This is a genomic window from Pantoea sp. DY-5, from assembly GCF_019795955.1.
Taxonomy (GTDB): domain Bacteria; phylum Pseudomonadota; class Gammaproteobacteria; order Enterobacterales; family Enterobacteriaceae; genus Pantoea; species Pantoea leporis.
Genome location: NZ_JAIMIE010000001.1, coordinates 12,770 through 29,974, shown reverse-complemented (window position 1 = coordinate 29,974; position 17,205 = coordinate 12,770). Strand labels below are relative to the sequence as shown.

Annotated in this window: 14 protein-coding genes; 3 read left to right on the top strand and 11 right to left on the bottom strand. The window is 58.8% G+C overall.

Annotated features, from left to right (window positions below; all coding sequences use genetic code 11):
- Positions 1 to 63: 63 nt before the first annotated feature.
- On the bottom strand, positions 64 to 1,179 hold the full coding sequence (locus K5Y30_RS00135) for a branched-chain amino acid ABC transporter substrate-binding protein (RefSeq protein WP_222210230.1): 1,116 nt from the start codon (positions 1,177 to 1,179) through the stop codon (positions 64 to 66).
- 398 nt (positions 1,180 to 1,577) lie between these two features.
- Between K5Y30_RS00135 and K5Y30_RS00130 the strand changes: the two genes are divergently transcribed.
- The gene (locus K5Y30_RS00130) at positions 1,578 to 3,026 is read left to right on the top strand and encodes an AMP nucleosidase (RefSeq protein ID WP_222210229.1); all 1,449 of its coding nucleotides are present in this window, start codon (positions 1,578 to 1,580) and stop codon (positions 3,024 to 3,026) included.
- Positions 3,027 to 3,076: 50 nt separating this feature from the next.
- On the opposite strand, the gene K5Y30_RS00125 is transcribed toward K5Y30_RS00130, so the two are convergent.
- Both K5Y30_RS00125 and K5Y30_RS00120 read right to left on the bottom strand, forming a co-directional pair.
- Positions 3,077 to 3,643, bottom strand: a complete 567-nt coding sequence (locus tag K5Y30_RS00125; RefSeq protein ID WP_255606545.1) for a hypothetical protein — start codon at positions 3,641 to 3,643, stop codon at positions 3,077 to 3,079.
- Between the two features lie 168 nt (positions 3,644 to 3,811).
- On the bottom strand, positions 3,812 to 5,110 hold the full coding sequence (locus K5Y30_RS00120; protein WP_008105472.1) for an NCS2 family permease: 1,299 nt from the start codon (positions 5,108 to 5,110) through the stop codon (positions 3,812 to 3,814).
- Between the two features lie 387 nt (positions 5,111 to 5,497).
- Here K5Y30_RS00120 and K5Y30_RS00115 point away from each other — a divergent pair, with 387 nt between their 5' ends.
- Complete coding sequence (locus tag K5Y30_RS00115) at positions 5,498 to 6,244, top strand: response regulator (protein ID WP_222182808.1); 747 nt, start codon at positions 5,498 to 5,500, stop codon at positions 6,242 to 6,244.
- On the opposite strand, the gene K5Y30_RS00110 is transcribed toward K5Y30_RS00115, so the two are convergent.
- From K5Y30_RS00110 to K5Y30_RS00085, 6 genes are all read right to left on the bottom strand, one after another.
- Entirely contained in the window at positions 6,181 to 7,230 is a 1,050-nt protein-coding gene (locus K5Y30_RS00110; protein WP_222182810.1) for a carbohydrate kinase family protein, read from the bottom strand. The two genes, K5Y30_RS00115 and K5Y30_RS00110, sit on opposite strands and share 64 nt — an antisense overlap.
- Before the next feature lie 4 nt (positions 7,231 to 7,234).
- Complete coding sequence (locus K5Y30_RS00105) at positions 7,235 to 8,095, bottom strand: ketose 1,6-bisphosphate aldolase (protein ID WP_222210228.1); 861 nt, start codon at positions 8,093 to 8,095, stop codon at positions 7,235 to 7,237.
- Positions 8,096 to 8,106: 11 nt separating this feature from the next.
- The gene (locus tag K5Y30_RS00100; protein ID WP_222210227.1) at positions 8,107 to 8,790 is read right to left on the bottom strand and encodes a D-lyxose/D-mannose family sugar isomerase; all 684 of its coding nucleotides are present in this window, start codon (positions 8,788 to 8,790) and stop codon (positions 8,107 to 8,109) included.
- Between the two features lie 138 nt (positions 8,791 to 8,928).
- On the bottom strand, positions 8,929 to 9,867 hold the full coding sequence (locus tag K5Y30_RS00095; RefSeq protein WP_222210226.1) for an ABC transporter substrate-binding protein: 939 nt from the start codon (positions 9,865 to 9,867) through the stop codon (positions 8,929 to 8,931).
- A 221-nt stretch (positions 9,868 to 10,088) separates the two neighbouring features.
- Positions 10,089 to 11,072, bottom strand: coding sequence for a ribose ABC transporter permease (locus K5Y30_RS00090; protein WP_222210225.1), 984 nt, complete (start codon positions 11,070 to 11,072; stop codon positions 10,089 to 10,091).
- Positions 11,073 to 11,082: 10 nt separating this feature from the next.
- Entirely contained in the window at positions 11,083 to 12,588 is a 1,506-nt protein-coding gene (locus K5Y30_RS00085; RefSeq protein WP_222210224.1) for a sugar ABC transporter ATP-binding protein, read from the bottom strand.
- Between the two features lie 144 nt (positions 12,589 to 12,732).
- Between K5Y30_RS00085 and K5Y30_RS00080 the strand changes: the two genes are divergently transcribed.
- Positions 12,733 to 15,321: an ATP-binding protein gene (locus tag K5Y30_RS00080; protein ID WP_222210223.1), complete on the top strand. Its 2,589-nt coding sequence runs from the start codon at positions 12,733 to 12,735 to the stop codon at positions 15,319 to 15,321.
- Here K5Y30_RS00080 and phnE (K5Y30_RS00075) read toward each other — a convergent pair.
- Positions 15,275 to 16,159, bottom strand: a complete 885-nt coding sequence (phnE, locus tag K5Y30_RS00075) for a phosphonate ABC transporter, permease protein PhnE (RefSeq protein WP_176972909.1) — start codon at positions 16,157 to 16,159, stop codon at positions 15,275 to 15,277. The genes K5Y30_RS00080 and phnE (K5Y30_RS00075) overlap by 47 nt on opposite strands.
- On the bottom strand, positions 16,156 to 17,019 hold the full coding sequence (gene phnE / locus K5Y30_RS00070; protein WP_222210222.1) for a phosphonate ABC transporter, permease protein PhnE: 864 nt from the start codon (positions 17,017 to 17,019) through the stop codon (positions 16,156 to 16,158). The genes phnE (K5Y30_RS00075) and phnE (K5Y30_RS00070) overlap by 4 nt, the downstream gene beginning before the upstream one ends.
- Positions 17,020 to 17,205 lie beyond the last annotated feature (186 nt).

The window sequence follows — 17,205 nt, the reverse complement described above, 5'->3', positions numbered from 1 at the left end:
TGGGAGCGCACACCTCGCGCTCAATCGCGAATGGCCCCGCACTGCGCGGGGCCGCGTGGCACATTACAGCTGGTGATACTTGCCTTTGTCGTCCCATTGATACACGACGTAATCCGACACCTTGAGATCGCCTTTACTGTCCCAGGCTTTTTTGCCCATGACGGTATCGACACTGTTGGCTTTCAGCCAGTCACTGGCCTTGGTGTTGTCTTTCCCGGTTGCTTTGTAAGCGGCGGCCAGCGTCTGCACGGAAGCGTAGGCATACAGGGTGTAACCTTCTGGCTCAAATCCGCCGGCGCGGAATTTGTCGATAACCGCTTTGCCATCGGCGATGGTGCGCGGATCGTTGCCGAAGGTCATGTAGACGCCTTTGGTATATTGCGGGCCGCCAGCGGCCGTCACCATCTCTTCAGTCACGATACAGTCGCCGGAGAAGAAGGCGGCATTAACGCCCTGCTCACGCATCTGACGCACCAGCGGACCGGCTTCCGGATGACAGCCGCCGAAATAGACCACATCCGGTTTCAGCGCGCCGATCTTGGTTACCAGCGCATTGAAATCTTTCTCACCGCGCGACAACCCTTCATACAGCACTTCTTTTACGCCGCGCTTCTCAAGTGAGGCTTTGGTGGCATCCGCTAAACCCTGGCCGTAAGTGTCTTTGTCATGAATGATGACCACTTTCTTCGCTTTGAGCTTGTCGATGATGTAATCCGCAGCGATGGCGCCCTGCTGATCATCACGCCCACACATGCGGAATAGGGTTTTCATGCCGCGTTCGGTAATTTTCGGGTTGGTTGATCCGGGCGTGATCGCCAAAACGCCGGCCTCATCATAGACTTCCGAGGCGGGCATGGTGGATGAAGAGCAGAAGTGGCCGACCACCGCCATTACTTTGTCCTGATCGACCAGACGGTTAGCGACGGATACCGCCTGTTTCGGTTCACAGGCGTCATCGCCCTGCACCAGCACGATTTTCTCGCCGTTGATGCCGCCCGCCGCGTTGATATCCTCCGCAGCCTGGCTTGCGCCTTTCCAGTATTGCGCGCCATACGTCGCATTAGGCCCAGAGAACGGACCGGCCACACCAATCTTAATATCTGCCTGAGCGTAAAAGGCCACGCTTATACAACCTGCAATCGCCACCTTCATTGGGTGTTTTATGAATTTCAAAGACATGCTTTCAATCCTCAACGGGTCAGGAACGGAGCCATACCACGGCCTGGGAGAAATCAATTTCTGAAACTTTGGCAGAACAGTGTGCGGCCATAACCCCGTAGGGCCGCCATTCATGGCGACCGACTTTAAGAACGGTCTAGCTACATTAAGGCCACGGTTGAAAACTAAGCAATAAGCTCGCCAATACCGCGACGGTGGACGATTTATTACTCGGGCATCGCTCCAGAACAGGAGACACGCGATGTAACATCCCTGCTGATCATAAACATAGCCGCGGTTACGCCACGCACCAGCACCGTGATGGTGCAGAATGCGGTCGATCACAGATTCTTCATCGTAGCGAGGGGTTTATCCGCTATGCTCTGGTGAAAACGGTCCATGTTTCTGAAGGAGAACCCATGAATACACAACGGAACGGATTGAGCAGCCAGCAAGCGCTGGACGAACTAGAACGCCTGTACGATGCAGCCGTTGACGCGCTGCGCAACGCCATTCGCGATTTCACCGCCAGCGGACAGTTGCCGGATGACGCCGCGCGCCAGCAAGGGCTGTTTGTTTATCCGCAACTGCGCATCACCTGGCTGGGTGAAGGTCCGCAGCAAAATCGCACCCGCGCGTGGGGACGTTTTACCCATACCGGCAGCTACAGCACCACCATCACGCGCCCGGCGCTGTTGCGCCACTATCTCAGCGAGCAGCTGCAGATGCTGGAGAAGGAGTACGACGTGCTGATTGAGGTCACGCCCTCACAGCAGGAAATTCCTTATCCTTACGTGATTGATGGCTTGTCACTGGACCGCTCAATGAGCGCCAGCATCGCACGCCATTTCCCCACCACCGAACTGTCGCAAATCGGTGATGAAACCGCCGACGGCCTGTTCCACGCCAATGCGATTTTCCCGCTGTCGCACTTTGACGCCCTGCGCACCGATTTCTCACTGGCACGCCTGCGCCACTACACCGGCACGAGCGTAGAGCACTTTCAGCCGTTCGTGCTGTTCACCAACTACACGCGCTACGTCGATGAGTTCGTGCGCTGGGCGATTGAGCAGGTGCAAGATCCCACCACGCCGTATGACAGCCTGGCCTGCGCCGGGGAAGTGGTGATCACCGCCGATACTCAAGATCCGACGGCGATGATGTCCGATCTGGCGTGGAAAAAGCATCAAATGCCCGCCTGGCACCTGACATCACCGAATCGTCGCGGCATAACGCTGGTGAACATCGGCGTTGGCCCATCCAATGCCAAAACCATCTGTGACCATCTGGCGGTGATTCGTCCGCACGCCTGGCTGATGATTGGCCACTGCGGTGGACTGCGCGAAAGCCAGACCATCGGCGACTATGTGCTGGCGCATGCCTACCTGCGCGACGATCACGTACTGGATAGCGTACTGCCGCCAGATATCCCAATCCCCAGCATCGCCGAAGTGCAGCGCGCACTGTATGACGCCACCAAAGCGGTCAGCGGCATGCCCGGCGAAGAAGTCAAACAGCGCCTGCGCACCGGCACCGTGGTCACCACCGATGACCGTAACTGGGAGCTGCGCTACTCCGCTTCGGCGCTGCGCTTCAACCTGAGCCGCGCCGTAGCGGTTGATATGGAGAGCGCCACCATCGCCGCGCAGGGTTATCGCTTCCGCGTGCCTTACGGCACCTTGCTATGCGTATCCGATAAACCGCTGCATGGCGAGATCAAGCTACCGGGCCAGGCAAACCGCTTCTATGAGGGCGCAATCTCCGAGCACCTGCAGATTGGTATCTGCGCGGTCGAACTGCTGCGAGCTGAAGGCGACAAGCTGCATTCGAGGAAGCTGAGAACCTTCAACGAGCCGCCGTTTAGGTAATCATGATGAGTTCCGGCCCATGAAGGGCCGGAACCGTGCAGTAAAGCGCGTCATGACATTTTCAAAACGATATTCTGCACAAACCACGCCAGCACCAGAAGGCCGGTCGGTATCATGATTTTCCAGGTGATGCTGTTATTGAAGGCAGATATTTTACCCTCGAGCTGGTTAAATCTTTGAGCAACTCTTTCGAACTTCTCATCTATCCTTTCGAACTTTTTATCGAATTTGTCTTCCATCCGCTCAAACTTTTTATCGAGACGTTGTTCAAGCGCCCCCAGCTCGCCCATAATCTCCACACGCATCACGCCCTGCTCGGCTCTGACCTTTTCGATATCTGCTTTAGTCGCAAAATGTTCTGAACGCGCGGTTAGCACAGCAACATCCATCTGAATCTGCTGCGTGGTTTTTTCCAGCTCTTCAACCCGTTTGGTGAGTTGTTCCATTTGATGATCTCCTTTGTTACCAACGTCAAAAATAAGCGGTGGGAACACACGAGTTGTATTGCTAATGGGGTAATCCATCACCGAATCCTCTTCCATCGCGCTGCTCAATCTTTCCACCACACCGTTAGTGAAACAGATTCGCGCAGCATTAACATTCCACGATCCCGCCATTCACAGCACATTTTTTGCGGGCAGGTTCTAATAACACGCACAGCCTGAGCTGTTTTGAGATGTAAGGAAAGTGAGCATCAAAAAGGATTGCGAAGTGTCACGCAGAAAATAAACGAAGGGATGCAATAGCAGACACGGAAGCCCGAGCGGGCTTCCGTTAAGTAACATTTACGCGCTCAGCCAGCCCAGTTTGATAACAAACAGAATCGACAGAATGATCAGCGCCGGGTTGACCTCTTTGGTGCGGCCGCTCAGCAGTTTCACCACCGTCCAGGTGATGAAGCCGAACGCAATACCGTTGGCGATCGAGTAGGTCAGCGGCATGGTCAGCGCGGTCACGGTTACCGGCGCGGCGGTGGTGATATCTTTCCAGTCAATATCCGCCAGGCCAGACGCCATCAGCACCGCCACAAACAGCAGCGCTGGCGCGGTGGCATAAACCGGTACGCTGCCCGCAAGCGGCGAGAAGAACAGGCTCAGCAGAAACAGAATCGCCACCACAATCGCCGTCAGGCCGGTGCGGCCACCGGCGCTGACGCCGGCAGCAGATTCCACATAGCTGGTGGTGGTTGAAGTACCAAGCAGCGAGCCGAACAGCGCGGCGGCGCTATCTGCGATCAACGCACGGCCCATTTTCGGCACGTTGCCCTGCTCATCCGCCAGACCGGCGCGCTTGGTCACACCCAGCAAGGTGCCGGTGTTATCGAACACGTCCACGAACAGGAAGGCGAAGATTACGCTCACCAAACCGACGTTAAAGGCACCGGCGATATCCAGCTGCATAAAGGTTGGCGCGATAGATGGCGGAGCGGAGAACACGCCACCAAACGGCGTCAGGCCAATGCCCATAGAAATGAAGGTCACCACCAGAATGCCGATCAGCACCGCACCGGTAACGCGACGCGCTTCCAGCACCACAATGATGAAGAAGCCGAGCAGCGCCAGCAGTGGACCCGGTTTGGTCAGGTCGCCCAGGCCAACCAGCGTTGCTGGGTTATCCACCACGATACCCGCGCCTTCCAGCGCGATAATCGCCAGGAACAGACCGATACCGGCACCAATACCGGCACGCAGCGGCAGCGGAATGCTGTTAATAATCCACTCACGAATTTTGAAAAGCGACATGGCGAAGAAGATCACCGCCGACAAGAACACCGCGCCCAGCGCGACTTGCCAGGTGTAACCCATATGCAGCACCACGGTATAGGTGAAGAAGGCGTTGAGGCCCATGCCCGGTGCGAGTGCAATCGGATAGTTTGCGATCAGGCCCATTAACACACAGCCAATCGCCGCCGCCAGACAGGTCGCCACGAAGACCGCACCTTTATCCATGCCGGTTGCGCCGAGAATGCTCGGGTTAACAAACAGGATGTAAGCCATTGCCAGGAAGGTGGTGATACCCGCAATGATTTCGGTGCGAACCGTGGTGTTGTGCGCTTTTAGTTTGAAGAGTTTTTCTAACATCATCATCTCTCATGAGCGGAGTCGGCACGAATGCGCGCGCTCCTTGCCAATGTGGTTTACAGACTTATTGTTGTATTGGACGCAAGGCGTTTAGCCTTCCCCTGTCCACATAGCAATAGCTATGCCATCACCCTACGCAATCGATTACGTTTCCGAATAATGCTTCGCTTAGGATAATTCCGAACCAGAATGAGGCGCGATTATGGTGCATTGCACCAGCGCCGCGCAATCGTTTTCCTAACTGACGATGGTTTGGCAAAAAGAGTGCGGCACTGCACGCTTCCGCACTCTGCCAGGCGATGGCGCTCACGTTTCTGTTGCCTGAATCAGCAGGTAAAAAACATCGGGTTACACTGCTTTTAACCCTTTCGTAACAAAAGAGGCGCATCCATGAAGCCCGCGATTCTGGTGGTCGATGATGATCGTGCAGTGTGCGAATTGCTGCACGATGTGTTGAATGAACATGTGTTTACCGTTTATTGCTGCCATCAGGGTAAAGATGCGCTGTCTCTGCTGGCGCTGCACCCGGAAATTTCACTGGTGATGCTGGATATGATGCTGCCAGACACCAACGGCTTGCTGGTGCTGCAACAGATGCAGCGGCAGCGTCCCGACCTGCTGGTGATCATGTTAACTGGCATGGGTTCGGAAGCAGATATGGTGGTAGGACTGGAGATGGGCGCGGATGATTACATCGCCAAGCCGTTCAACCCGCGCGTGGTGGTGGCTCGGGCACGCGCTGCACTGCGGCGCTGCGGACGGCTGGCGCAGCCAGAAGCGTTAGCGGATGAAGGCTGGCAATTTAACGGCTGGCGTCTCGACGATGCACGCTGCCAGCTGTTCAATCCGCAGCGCGAAAGCGTGCCGCTAACGCAAGGTGAATACACGCTGCTGCGCGCGCTGGTGGCGCATGCGCGCAAGGTATTAACCCGCGATCAGCTACTCGAACTGACGCACAGCGAAAGCCTTGAGGTGTTTGATCGCACCATTGATGTGCTGATTATGCGGCTGCGACGCAAGATAGAAATCAATCCGCATCAACCGAGCCTGATCCGCACCATTCGCGGTCTCGGCTATGTTTTCTCCGCCGACGTGATGCGTCCTGCCTCTTCGGCGCGCGAAACGCAAATCGCCTGATCCATCCAGCGCTGCATCTCGGCTAATGGCCGCGTGCCGTCCAGCGCGTTTGCTGCATGCAGATTAAAACAGGCGCAGGTATGCGCCAGCTTCAGCGTTTCAATCAGTGACCAGCCTTCATGGCTGGCATAGAGCACACCGGCACAAAACGCATCGCCCGCCCCAACGCTGCCGACAATCTCTTCTGGCGCTAAGCACCACGCCGGTTGCCAGCGCCCTTCGCCGTCCGCTTGCTGGCCCCACGCGCCTTCTGGGGCATGAATCACAACGCGTTGACGTACACCTTGCTGCAGCAGCCAGGTCGCCGCCTCGGCAAAAGCGGTAGGTGCGGCAAGCCCGTGCGGCGTGCGCAAACTTACGCCGGTGAGCGATTGTGCCTCCAGCTCGTTAATCACCAGATAATCGAGCCAGCGCAGCGCAGGCACCACCAGCGGACGATATTCGCCCACGCGCGACACCAAATCGAGCGAGGTGAGATAGCCGCGCTGCTGCATCTGTGCCAGCAGCCGTGCGCTGCGTGTGCCGTATTGATCGTCCGGCACATCAAGGCTATCCAGCAGCAGTAAATACCCGAGATGGAAGATGCGGTGTGCAGTGGAGACGTCGGCGAAGTGCGCCAGATCGAGCTTGCCATTGGCGCCGCGCGCATGGAAGAAGGTACGCTGGCCGTCCGGCGTGGCCATCACCTGCGTCATCGCCGTGTTGATGCTCGCGGTGCGCTGCACAAAATGACGGTCGATGTGATGATCGTCCAGCAGTTGCAGGATGTAGTCGCCGTCGCTGTCCTCACCCACCATGCCGACGCCCGCCAGCGGCAGATTCAGCTGCATTCGCGCCAGCGTAAACAGCACATTGAGCGCCGCGCCGCCGCTGCACTTCTCGCTGTGCTGAATCTCGGTTAGCCAGCCTTGTTCCGGCCAATGGCTGATGCGCTGCACGTGATCCACCAGCATGCTGCCGGCACCGATGATTCCGTTACGCACCATGCGGTTATGCCCTCCCGGCGCTGCCGAATACCTGCATCTGCTGCGCCACCACGTTGGCGATGTCGCGCTCTACCGCCATCAGCAACTCAGCAAAGGCGTCGTAGCGCGCATCGCGTTGGACGATCTGCGCTTCAATCGCCCCGAGCGCCGCCTGCGACATGCCGGTATAGAAATTGATTTTGTTGATGCCAAGGCTGACGGCGCGGCGGAAATCCGCGTCGCTAATGCCGGAACCGCCATGCAGCACCAGCGGAATGCCGGCCGTCGAACGAATCGCTGCCAGCCGGTCGAAGTCGAGTTTGGGTTCGCCTTTGTATTTGCCGTGCGCATTGCCAATCGCCACCGCCAGGCAATCAATGCCGGTGGAGTGCACAAAATCAGCGGCCTGTGCCGGATCGGTAAATTTATCGCTGTCGGCCTCGCCAAACAGCGCACCGCCTTCATCGCCGCCCACCGCACCGAGTTCGGCTTCCACCGACACGCCGAGTGCGTGACACATCTTCACCACTTCGCGCGTCTGGCGCACATTTTCTTCGTAGCTGAGCGTCGAGCCATCGAACATGACCGAGGTGAAACCAAGGCGAATCGCCTGCATCACCGCCTCAAAATGCAGGCCGTGATCGAGATGCAGCACCACCGGAATATCGTGCAGCGCCGCTTCGGTGCGCACAGCGGCGACCAGATGTTCGAGGCTGACATACTTAAAATGCACTTCGGCGATACTGATAATAAACGGCGAGCGCTGCCGCTCAGCCGCCTGGTAAAGCGCGCGCAGAAAATGGGTGTCGAGGACATTGAACGCGCCAAGCGCGTAGCCGTTCTGTTGCGCATGGGCCAAACCCTGCGCCAGGGAAATCAGTGCCATATCAGGCTCCTTTAGGCCAGCCAGCGGTGATATTCGTTACACAGCAGCCAGCGCGGTGCTTCATCTTCATCAAGCGGATTGAAGCGCGCCAGCGGGGTGAGAAACACGTTGTCGTGTTCGTCGTCGTTGGGCATCGACACTTCACCCACCAGCACGTCGCCGTAGCCCTCTTCGCCCCAAAAGCTGTGCCAGATGCCAGGCAGCAAGGTGACGCTTTCGCCCGGCGATAAACGCAGCTGCGAACCGGCGGCGTGGGTTTGGCGGATGCCATCGAGCGTGACGTTCACCGCCGTCTCGGCCAGCTGATTGCCCGTTCGGTTATGCAGCGTGACGATCAGATTGCCGCCGCCGCGATTGATAATGTCTTCCATCTTTTGCGGGTGATAATGCATCGGCGTGACTTGCCCTTCGCGCACATGCATGATTTTTTCGGCATAAGGTTTGGCCCACGGCTGACCACCCCGCGAACCGTTGCGCAGTGTGAACAGGGCTAAACCGGTTTGATTGAAATCGTCAGCGCCGAAGCTGGTGACATCCCAGCCAAGATGCAGCGCCAGCAGTTCATCGGCGTCATTTTTATCTAACGCGCGCCACTGGCTGAGGCCGTAATCGGCCCACGGCGGCAGATGCACATCCTGGCGCATAAAGAATTCGCGGGTGCGTTGTAAGATCGCATTCACTTCTGAGCGTTGCATCTTCTCCTCCTTTGGGTGAGTGCACGCTGGCCCTCACCCCAGCCCTCTCCCGCAAGCGGGCGAGGGAGCTGACCGAGCGAACCTAACTATCCCCTCTCCCATTTATGGGAGAGGGTTAGGGTGAGGGACAGCGGCTGCTTACTTCACCGTCCAGCCCTTGTAGCTGCTGACGCTGTTACGATCGATCATCGTCACCGGAATCAGCACCGGCTTATCTGGCGCGGGTTTGCCCTGCAGGATGTTATAGCCGATCTCCACCGCTTTCGCCGCCATCACCTGCGGGTCCTGCGCTGGCGTGGCCACAAACAGCGAGCCTTTGCGTTTCAGCGCCTCTTCACCGTCTGGCGATCCATCGACGCCGACAATAAAGAACTCATTACGCTGCGCCTGTTTCGCCGCCAGATCGGCACCAATCGCCGTGGGATCGTTAATTGCGAACACTGCATCAATCTTCGGATTGGCCGACAGCAGGCCGGTCATCACTTCCAGGCCACCTTCGCGGCTGCCTTTGGCGTTCTGGTTGTAGGAGAGCAGCTTGATGTCCGGATGGGTTTTCAGCTCGGTCATGCAGCCTTCGACACGGTTCTGCACCGCAGAAACCGGCGGTCCGTTGATGATCACCACGTTGCCTTTGGCCTTCAGGCGGTCGGAGATGTATTTACACGCCATCGCGCCGGCGGCGGTGTTATCGGAGGTGATAGTGGCGTTAGCGCCGTCTGCCGCCACGTCGACCGCCACCACCACAATCCCGGCATCACGCGCACGTTTTACCGCGGGTGCAATGCCTTTGGAATCGGCGGCGTTGAGGATGATCATGTCCACTTTGGCGGCGATGAAGTTATCAATCTGCCCCACCTGCTGGCCGAGATCGTAGCCGCTGGAGACCAGCGTCACGTTGACCTTGTCGCCCGCCAGTTCGCGCGCCTTCAGCTCCGCACCTTTGGTGATCTGCACGAAGAACGGGTTGGCGAGATCGCCGACGGTCACACCAATGGATTTCAGCTCTTTGGCCTGCACCAATGGCGCGCTCAGAAGCGTAGCCGCCAGCAGTCCGGTTAGAATCGGATTAAAACGCATAGTCGATGTTCTCCTGCTTTTTGGTTTTTATGATGAGTGCTCGCTGTCCCCCATCCCGGCCTTCCCCCGCAAGCGGGGGAAGGAGACGTTGCCACATGTAGCTTCAGTACGAGCATATGGCAGCATCTTCCTCCCCCACTTGTGGGGGAGGACCGAGGAGGGGGACAGCCAGCACAGTCTGGGACAGCCAGCACAGTCTGAAACAGCCAGCACAATACAACTCAACCCACGTGATGCCGCGTCCGGTACTTATCGATCAACACCGCGATAATGATCACCGCGCCCTTAATCACTAACTGCCAGAAATAGGAGACGCCCATCAGCGTCATGCCGTTATTCAGGGTGGCGATAATCAGCGCGCCAATCAGCGTGCCGGTGATGGCGCCGATGCCGCCGACAAAGCTGGTGCCACCGAGGATCACCGCCGCTATCGCATCCAGCTCATAGCCGACGCCAAGATTGCCGTTGGCGCTGTAGAGCCGCGAGGCGCTCATCAATCCGGCCAGCCCCGACAGCAAACCGCTCATGGCGTAGACAAACAACAGCACCACGCTGACCTTGATGCCGGTCAACCGCGCCGCCTGCACGTTGCCGCCGACGGCATAAATGTGCACACCCAAGGTGGTGCGGCGCAGAATGAACCAGCACAGCGCTATCACCGCAAAGGCGATGATGATCAGCCACGGCACCGGCCCGAGGTAGCCGTTGCCTATCCACTCAAAGTTGATGTCGGAGTTAATCACCGTGGTGCCGTTCGCCAGCAGATAAGCCGCGCCGCGCATCGCGGTGTAGGTGCCGAGCGTGACAATAAAGGGCGGTAGCCCTGCCCACGCCACCAGAATGCCGTTGAACAAGCCCATAATCAGCCCGGCACCTAACGCCGCCGGAATCGTCAGTGACGCAAACGCCGGATCGAGCGATACCGCCATCGCCACCACCGCCGTGGTACCGAGCATCGAGCCCACCGACAAATCGATGCCGCCGGTGAGAATGACAAAGGTCATGCCCGCCGCCAGCACGATGTTGATCGAGGCCTGACGCGTAATGTTGAGCAGATTGCCCTCGGTGAAGAAGTTAGGCGTGACAAAGCCAAATACCGCCAAGATCAGGATTAGAATCGGCAGGATGCCGACGGTTTGCAGCAGGTCGCTCATTAACGCGCGCTTGAGGGTGGGACTTTTTACGCGTGCGGATTCACTGGTCATTGTGCTCTCCTCAGGCCTGAACCGGCTGCGCGCCGGTGGCCAGTGTCATAATGTTTTCCTGGCTAATCTCTGCCCCGCTCAACTCACCGGCGATGGCGCCTTCCCGCATCACATAGACGCGATCGCTCATGCCCACCACTTCCGGTAACTCGCTGGAGATCATTAAAATCGCCACGCCCTGCTGCGCCATCTGCTGCATCATGCGGTAGATTTCGCTCTTGGCGCCGACATCGACGCCGCGCGTCGGCTCATCGAGAATCAGGATGCGCGGCGCAATCGCCACCCAGCGTGAAATCAGCAGCTTCTGCTGATTGCCGCCGGATAAACCGCCCGCGCGCACCTGCGCATGCGGCACGCGAATGTTCAGCGCATCAATCGCCTCGCTGGCGATCTTCTGCCCTTTGCGGCGATTGAGCAGGCCGTAGCTGGCGTCGCGTTCCAGCGTTGCCATCACAATGTTGTCCTGCGCCGCCAGTTCAAGGAACAAGCCCTGCTCTTTGCGGTTCTCAGTAAGAAAACCGATGCCGCGCGCGATGGCGTCGCGCGGCGAGTGAATCTGCACTTTTTCCCCGTCGATCCAGATCTCACCGCCGCTCGGTTGATGCACGCCAAAAATCAGCTGCGCCAGTTCGCTGCGCCCGGCGCCGACCAGTCCGGCAAGACCAACGATCTCGCCAGCACGCACCGACAGGCTGCTGGGATGCACTTTGTGTTTGTCGCACAGGTGATTGACGGCGAGACGGATGTCGCCGAGCGGAATGTTGCGGTCTTTGTTGAACAGATCGCTGAGCGGACGCCCGACCATCATGCGCACCAGCTCGCTGGCGTTGAGCTGCTCGCGCGTCAGGCTGCCAACGTACTGCCCGTCGCGCAGCACGCTAACGCGATCCGACAGCTCATACACTTCCGCCATGCGATGGCTGATGTAGATGATCGCCATGCCTTCGCTGCGTAGCCGTTTAATCAGCGCAAACAGCTGCTCGGTTTCACGGTTGGAGAGTGCGGCAGTCGGCTCATCCATCACCAGAATGCGGCTGTTGCGGTGCAGCGCGCGGGCAATTTCCACCTGCTGCTGCTCGGCAATGCTCAGGCGGCTCACGAGATCGGTGGCGCTGAACTGCGCACCCAAACGATCAATCACCCGCTGCGCCTCTTCCGCCATCTGGCGACGCTTCACCAGACCTACGCGAGTGATTTCACTGCCGAGAAAGATGTTCTCCGCCACCGTCAGATTGGGTGCCAGATTGATCTCCTGATAAATCAGGGTGATGCCCGCCGCCAGCGCCTCTTTTGGGCCTTTTATGACATACGGCTGGCCGTCGATAAGAATTTCCCCGCTGCTGGCGGTATAGGCACCGGCCAGAATTTTCATCAATGTACTTTTGCCCGCGCCGTTTTCGCCCATCAGCGCATGCACTTCACCGGGCCAGACCGTGAGATCCACGCCCTTGAGCGCATAGAAGTTGCCGAAGCGTCGGGTGATTCCCCGCATGGAGAGTATCGGTGTGGCATCCATTTACAGACTCCTGCTGGCAAAGGTTGCAGCGAGTAAAACCTGCTTAGATAAATGGAAAATGTCAGCGGCCATTCATATTTGTCATATTTCGCCCCGATCGCGCTTATATACTCGCCAGCAGTTGAGCGGTAAGGAGTGGCAGCCATGAGTCACAGTCTGCACTGGCACGCGGGCGCGCGCAGTCGCCTGCTGCTGTTTAATCTGCTGGTGATGTCAGTGACGCTGGCGGTGAGCCTGGTCGCGATTTTTGGATTTCGCCACGCAGGTCACATTCAGGAACAGGCGCAGGCACAAACGCTGGCCGATATGAACGGCAGCCTGGCGCTGGCGCGTGACATCGCCAATGTGGCCATTGCGGCGGTGCGGTTATCGCAGGTGGTCGGCGCGCTGGAGTATCAGAGTGAATCGGCGCGCCTGCAGCAAACGCAGCGGGAACTGCAACAGTCGCTGAGCTTGCTGGCAAGTGCGCCGCTGGCGGCACAGCAGCCGCAGCTGCTAGCGCGTATTCGTGAGCGCAGCCAGACGCTGGAACAAACCATCAATCAATTGCTGCGCGCCGGGCATCAGCGCCATCTGCAGCGCAACGTGATGCTGAGCGGCTTGTGGCAATCACAGCTGTTACTCAATCGCATTGACCTGCTAACGCGCACCGATTCCCCTTCTGCCGCGCTGCGCCAGCAAACCCACAGCTTATTCAGCGTGGCGATTCAATCCAGCGCTCCGCAGGCTGCAGTAAAGCAATTGCCTTCGGTGCTGCGCCAGTGGCAAGCGTTAAGGCTTAACGGCGCGCTGAATACCCAGGTGCAGCGGCTGATCGCCACCAGCATGGATTTGCAGCCGGTGGCGCAACAGCTGGAGCAAAGCGATATCGCTATTGCCTACGCTACTTATCGCATCAAAGCGCTGGTGGCGATGCTCAACGACGACATCACTCATTACGTGCAGCTGGTGGCGCAACAGAGTGATGCACGCAGCGCGGTGACGCATGAAGAGCTGGATTCGATCATCGGCTTTATCGGCCTGTTTATGCTGCTGGCGCTGCTGATCACCGGTTACGCCGGTTACTACATCTACCGCAATCTCGGTTCGAGTCTGACCGCCATCGCCCACGCCATGACGCGGCTGGCGCAGGGTGAAAAGAGCGTCAACGTGCCGGGCCTGGCGCGGCGCGATGAGCTGGGCGATCTGGCGCGCGCCTTCAACGTGTTTGCGCGCAATACCGCCTCGCTGGCGCACACCTCGCGCCTGCTAAAAGAGAAAAGTAACCAGCTGGAATCGACCTTTCTCGCCATGCGCGACGGCTTTGCGCTGTTCGATAACAGCGGTCAGCTGGTGGTGTGGAATGCGCAATATGCCGAGCTGCTCGGCATCGCGCCGCGCGAACTACATCGCGGTTTGCACTATCAGCAGCTATTAAAACGCGTTGATGTCGAGCTCAACGGAATAGCCGATGCGCAGGAAGTGCGGCTGGCGGATGGACGCACGCTGGAGCTGCGCTTCAGCCCGGTGCCGCGGCGCGGCATGGTGAATACCGTGCTGGAGCGCACCACGCGCAAGGCGCTGGAGGAGGCGCTGCTGCACAGCCAGAAGATGAAAGCGGTGGGACAGCTGACCGGCGGACTGGCGCACGACTTCAATAATCTGCTGGCGGTGATCATCGGCAGCCTGGCGTTAACCGTCGATCAGCTACCGCCCGGCACGCTCGCCAGCCGCATCGAACGCGCGCGTCAGGCCGCCGACCGCGCGGCGCAGCTGACGCAGCGCTTGCTGGCTTTCTCGCGCAAGCAGGCGCTCTATCCGCGCGCGGTGTCGGTGGTGGAGCTGGTGGATAATCTGCATTCCCTGCTGCAGCACGCGCTGCTGCCCGGCCAGCAGCTGGTAATTGATGCGCAGCGTCCCGGCTGGCCAGCGTGGATCGATGCCGGACAGCTGGAGAACGCGCTGATCAATCTGGTGGTCAACGCGCGCGATGCGATGGCGCAGCAGAGCGGCGAAATCCGCCTGCGTATCTGGAATCAGCGTAAACAGGAAGCCGACGGCAAGCGCGATCGCGTCACCATTGAAGTGATCGATCACGGCTGCGGCATGTCGGCCGAGGTGCGTGAACAGGTGTTCGAGCCGTTCTTCACCACCAAAGCCATCGGCAGCGGCAGCGGTTTGGGCTTATCGATGGTGTATGGCTTTGTGCGGCAATCCGGCGGCCAGATTGAGCTGGAAACCGCGCCGGGACAAGGCACCACCGTGCGGCTGTTATTACCGCGCGCGCCCGAAGCGGCGCAACCGCTTAGCGTGCCGCCGCCGCTGGTGCCGCAGGCCAGCAACGATCGGCTGGTGTTGGTGCTGGATGATGAACCGACGGTGCGACAAACGCTGTGCGAACATCTGCATCAACTGGGTTATCTGACGCTGGAGTGTGGCGACGGCGAAAGCGCGCTGAGGCTGCTGCGCCAGACGCCGGATATCGATCTGTTAATCAGTGATTTGATGCTGCCGGGCGGCATTAACGGCGCGGATGTGATTCGCCAGGCGCAGGCGCAGTGGCCGCATCTGGCAACGGTGTTGATCAGCGGTCAGGATCTGCGCCAGACGCAGGTCACGCTGCCGCTGTGTGAGCGGCTGGCGAAACCCTGGCATCAGGCGCAGCTGGTGCAGGCGCTGGAGCGCGCCTGGCAGCGCAGTGAACGACTTAGTCGCGCGCGGCAGGCTGCCACAACGGCACCCCTTTCCCCGTGATGTAACGTTTACGCAGCTTGCTGGAGACAACATCCATGATCATCACCACCGCCACCAGAATCAGGGTCAGGAACATCACCACATCCCAGTTCCACAAACGCATGTTCTCGGCATACACCAGGCCGACGCCACCTGCGCCAACGAAACCCAGCACCGCCGCTGAACGGGTGTTGGACTCAATCTGATACAGGCTGAGCGCGAGGAAGGTCGGGAACGATTGGGTGAAAATGCCGTAGCGATGTTTTTGCAGGCTGTTCGCGCCTACCGCGCTGAGGCCGCGACTCGGCGAACGCTCCACCGCTTCGTGCCCTTCAGCATAGAGTTTGCCGAGCAGGCCGACATCCTGCATCACTATCGCTAGCACGCCAGCCAGCGGCCCCATGCCGACGGCGCGCACGAAGATCAGCCCCCAAATCGCCATATCGATGCCGCGCAGCACATCCAGCACGCGACGCACTACCAGCGAAATCGGTCGCGTCAGCGGATCGTGCATCACGTTGCGTGCCGCCAGAAACGAGACCGGCAAAGCGATCAGTGAAGCGGTCAGCGTGCCGGAAAACACAATCGCCAGCGTAATCCCAACCTGCGTGAAGTAGTAACCAAACGGCCAGTTGAGGAAATCCTGCCAGACAAACATACGCAGGAAATAGCGACTGAGCTGCTGGCAGCCGATGAGAAAACGGCTCCACTCAATGCCAAAGAACTCGAAAAAGAACAGGTAATAGAGCGCAATGGCTAGCGCTACCAGCGCAACGCGGCGCAGATAGCGGTGCTGCGCGGCAAACAGGGCGGCATGCTCCTGCTTGAGTTTGGCGACATCCGGCGCTAAGGCGATCATGCTGCGTCTCCTTCCACTACGCGACGACGCAGCCAGCCGGACAGCGTATCCAGCAGCGACACCACCACAATGATCAGCAACAGCGTAATGCTGACCTGATCGTATCGATCGAGTTTGATATTGGTCATCAGCTCTTGCCCGATACCGCCCGCACCGACCAACCCGAGGATGGTGGAGGAACGGAAGTTGATCTCCAGACGCATAAAGCTGTAGGAGAGAAACGTTGGTTTGACCTGCGGCCAGAAGGCAAAGCGCATGCGCTGCAGTTTGCTGGCACCGCACGCCGCGAGGCCGCGCACCGGTCTATCCGAGGCGCTCTCAATCGCTTCGTAGAACAGTTTGGTCAGGCTGCCGACGGTGTGCAGCGCCAGCGCGAGGAAGCCAGGAATGGCCCCAATGCCAAACGCCATCACGAACATCACCGCCCACGCCAGTTCGGGCATGGTGCGCAGGAAGGCGACAAACGCGCGGATCGCCATGCGCAGGCTGCGTGGCGTTTGGGTGTTGTCGGCGGCGAAGAACGCCAGCACGCCAGCCACCGCCACCGCTATGATGGTGGACGACAGCGCCAGTTGTAAGGTTTCCCAGATTAGCGGCAGCTGGAAATGCAGGCGATAGCCCCAATAGGCCAGCGAACCTTCAGTTTTGCCATCGGCAAACAGCAACGAGAGATGCAGCACCGGCAGCGTTTCGCCAATGTAATCGAAAAAGTGTGGCAGCGACTGCCAGACGGTGAGCAGGTTAAATTCCGCCATCTTGCCCGCGGCCAGATAGAGCGCCAGTAACAGCAGCGACCACAGCAGCGAGTCGCGCTTTTGCTGGCGGCGGATGCGTTGGTAGTAGTGTTCGAAATCGGTCAAGGGGGGATTCCTGTTGGTTGGGAGGGTTCGTGCTGGATGGTGCTCGCTGGAGGGTGCTTGCTGGGTTGTGCTCGCTGTCCCCCTCCTCGGTCCTCCCCCATAAATGGGGGAGGAAGATAGTGCAAAATGCAGCTCTGAAGTCGCATGTGGCAGCATCTCCTTCCCCCACTTGTGGGGGAAGGCCGG

Coding starts and splice junctions, on each gene's coding strand:
- K5Y30_RS00135 (WP_222210230.1), bottom strand. CDS start 1,179: ATGTCTTTGAAATTCATAAAACACCCAATGAAGGTGGCGATTGCAGGT.
- K5Y30_RS00130 (WP_222210229.1), top strand. CDS start 1,578: ATGAATACACAACGGAACGGATTGAGCAGCCAGCAAGCGCTGGACGAA.
- K5Y30_RS00125 (WP_255606545.1), bottom strand. CDS start 3,643: ATGGCGGGATCGTGGAATGTTAATGCTGCGCGAATCTGTTTCACTAAC.
- K5Y30_RS00120 (WP_008105472.1), bottom strand. CDS start 5,110: ATGATGTTAGAAAAACTCTTCAAACTAAAAGCGCACAACACCACGGTT.
- K5Y30_RS00115 (WP_222182808.1), top strand. CDS start 5,498: ATGAAGCCCGCGATTCTGGTGGTCGATGATGATCGTGCAGTGTGCGAA.
- K5Y30_RS00110 (WP_222182810.1), bottom strand. CDS start 7,230: ATGGTGCGTAACGGAATCATCGGTGCCGGCAGCATGCTGGTGGATCAC.
- K5Y30_RS00105 (WP_222210228.1), bottom strand. CDS start 8,095: ATGGCACTGATTTCCCTGGCGCAGGGTTTGGCCCATGCGCAACAGAAC.
- K5Y30_RS00100 (WP_222210227.1), bottom strand. CDS start 8,790: ATGCAACGCTCAGAAGTGAATGCGATCTTACAACGCACCCGCGAATTC.
- K5Y30_RS00095 (WP_222210226.1), bottom strand. CDS start 9,867: ATGCGTTTTAATCCGATTCTAACCGGACTGCTGGCGGCTACGCTTCTG.
- K5Y30_RS00090 (WP_222210225.1), bottom strand. CDS start 11,072: ATGACCAGTGAATCCGCACGCGTAAAAAGTCCCACCCTCAAGCGCGCG.
- K5Y30_RS00085 (WP_222210224.1), bottom strand. CDS start 12,588: ATGGATGCCACACCGATACTCTCCATGCGGGGAATCACCCGACGCTTC.
- K5Y30_RS00080 (WP_222210223.1), top strand. CDS start 12,733: ATGAGTCACAGTCTGCACTGGCACGCGGGCGCGCGCAGTCGCCTGCTG.
- phnE (WP_176972909.1), bottom strand. CDS start 16,159: ATGATCGCCTTAGCGCCGGATGTCGCCAAACTCAAGCAGGAGCATGCC.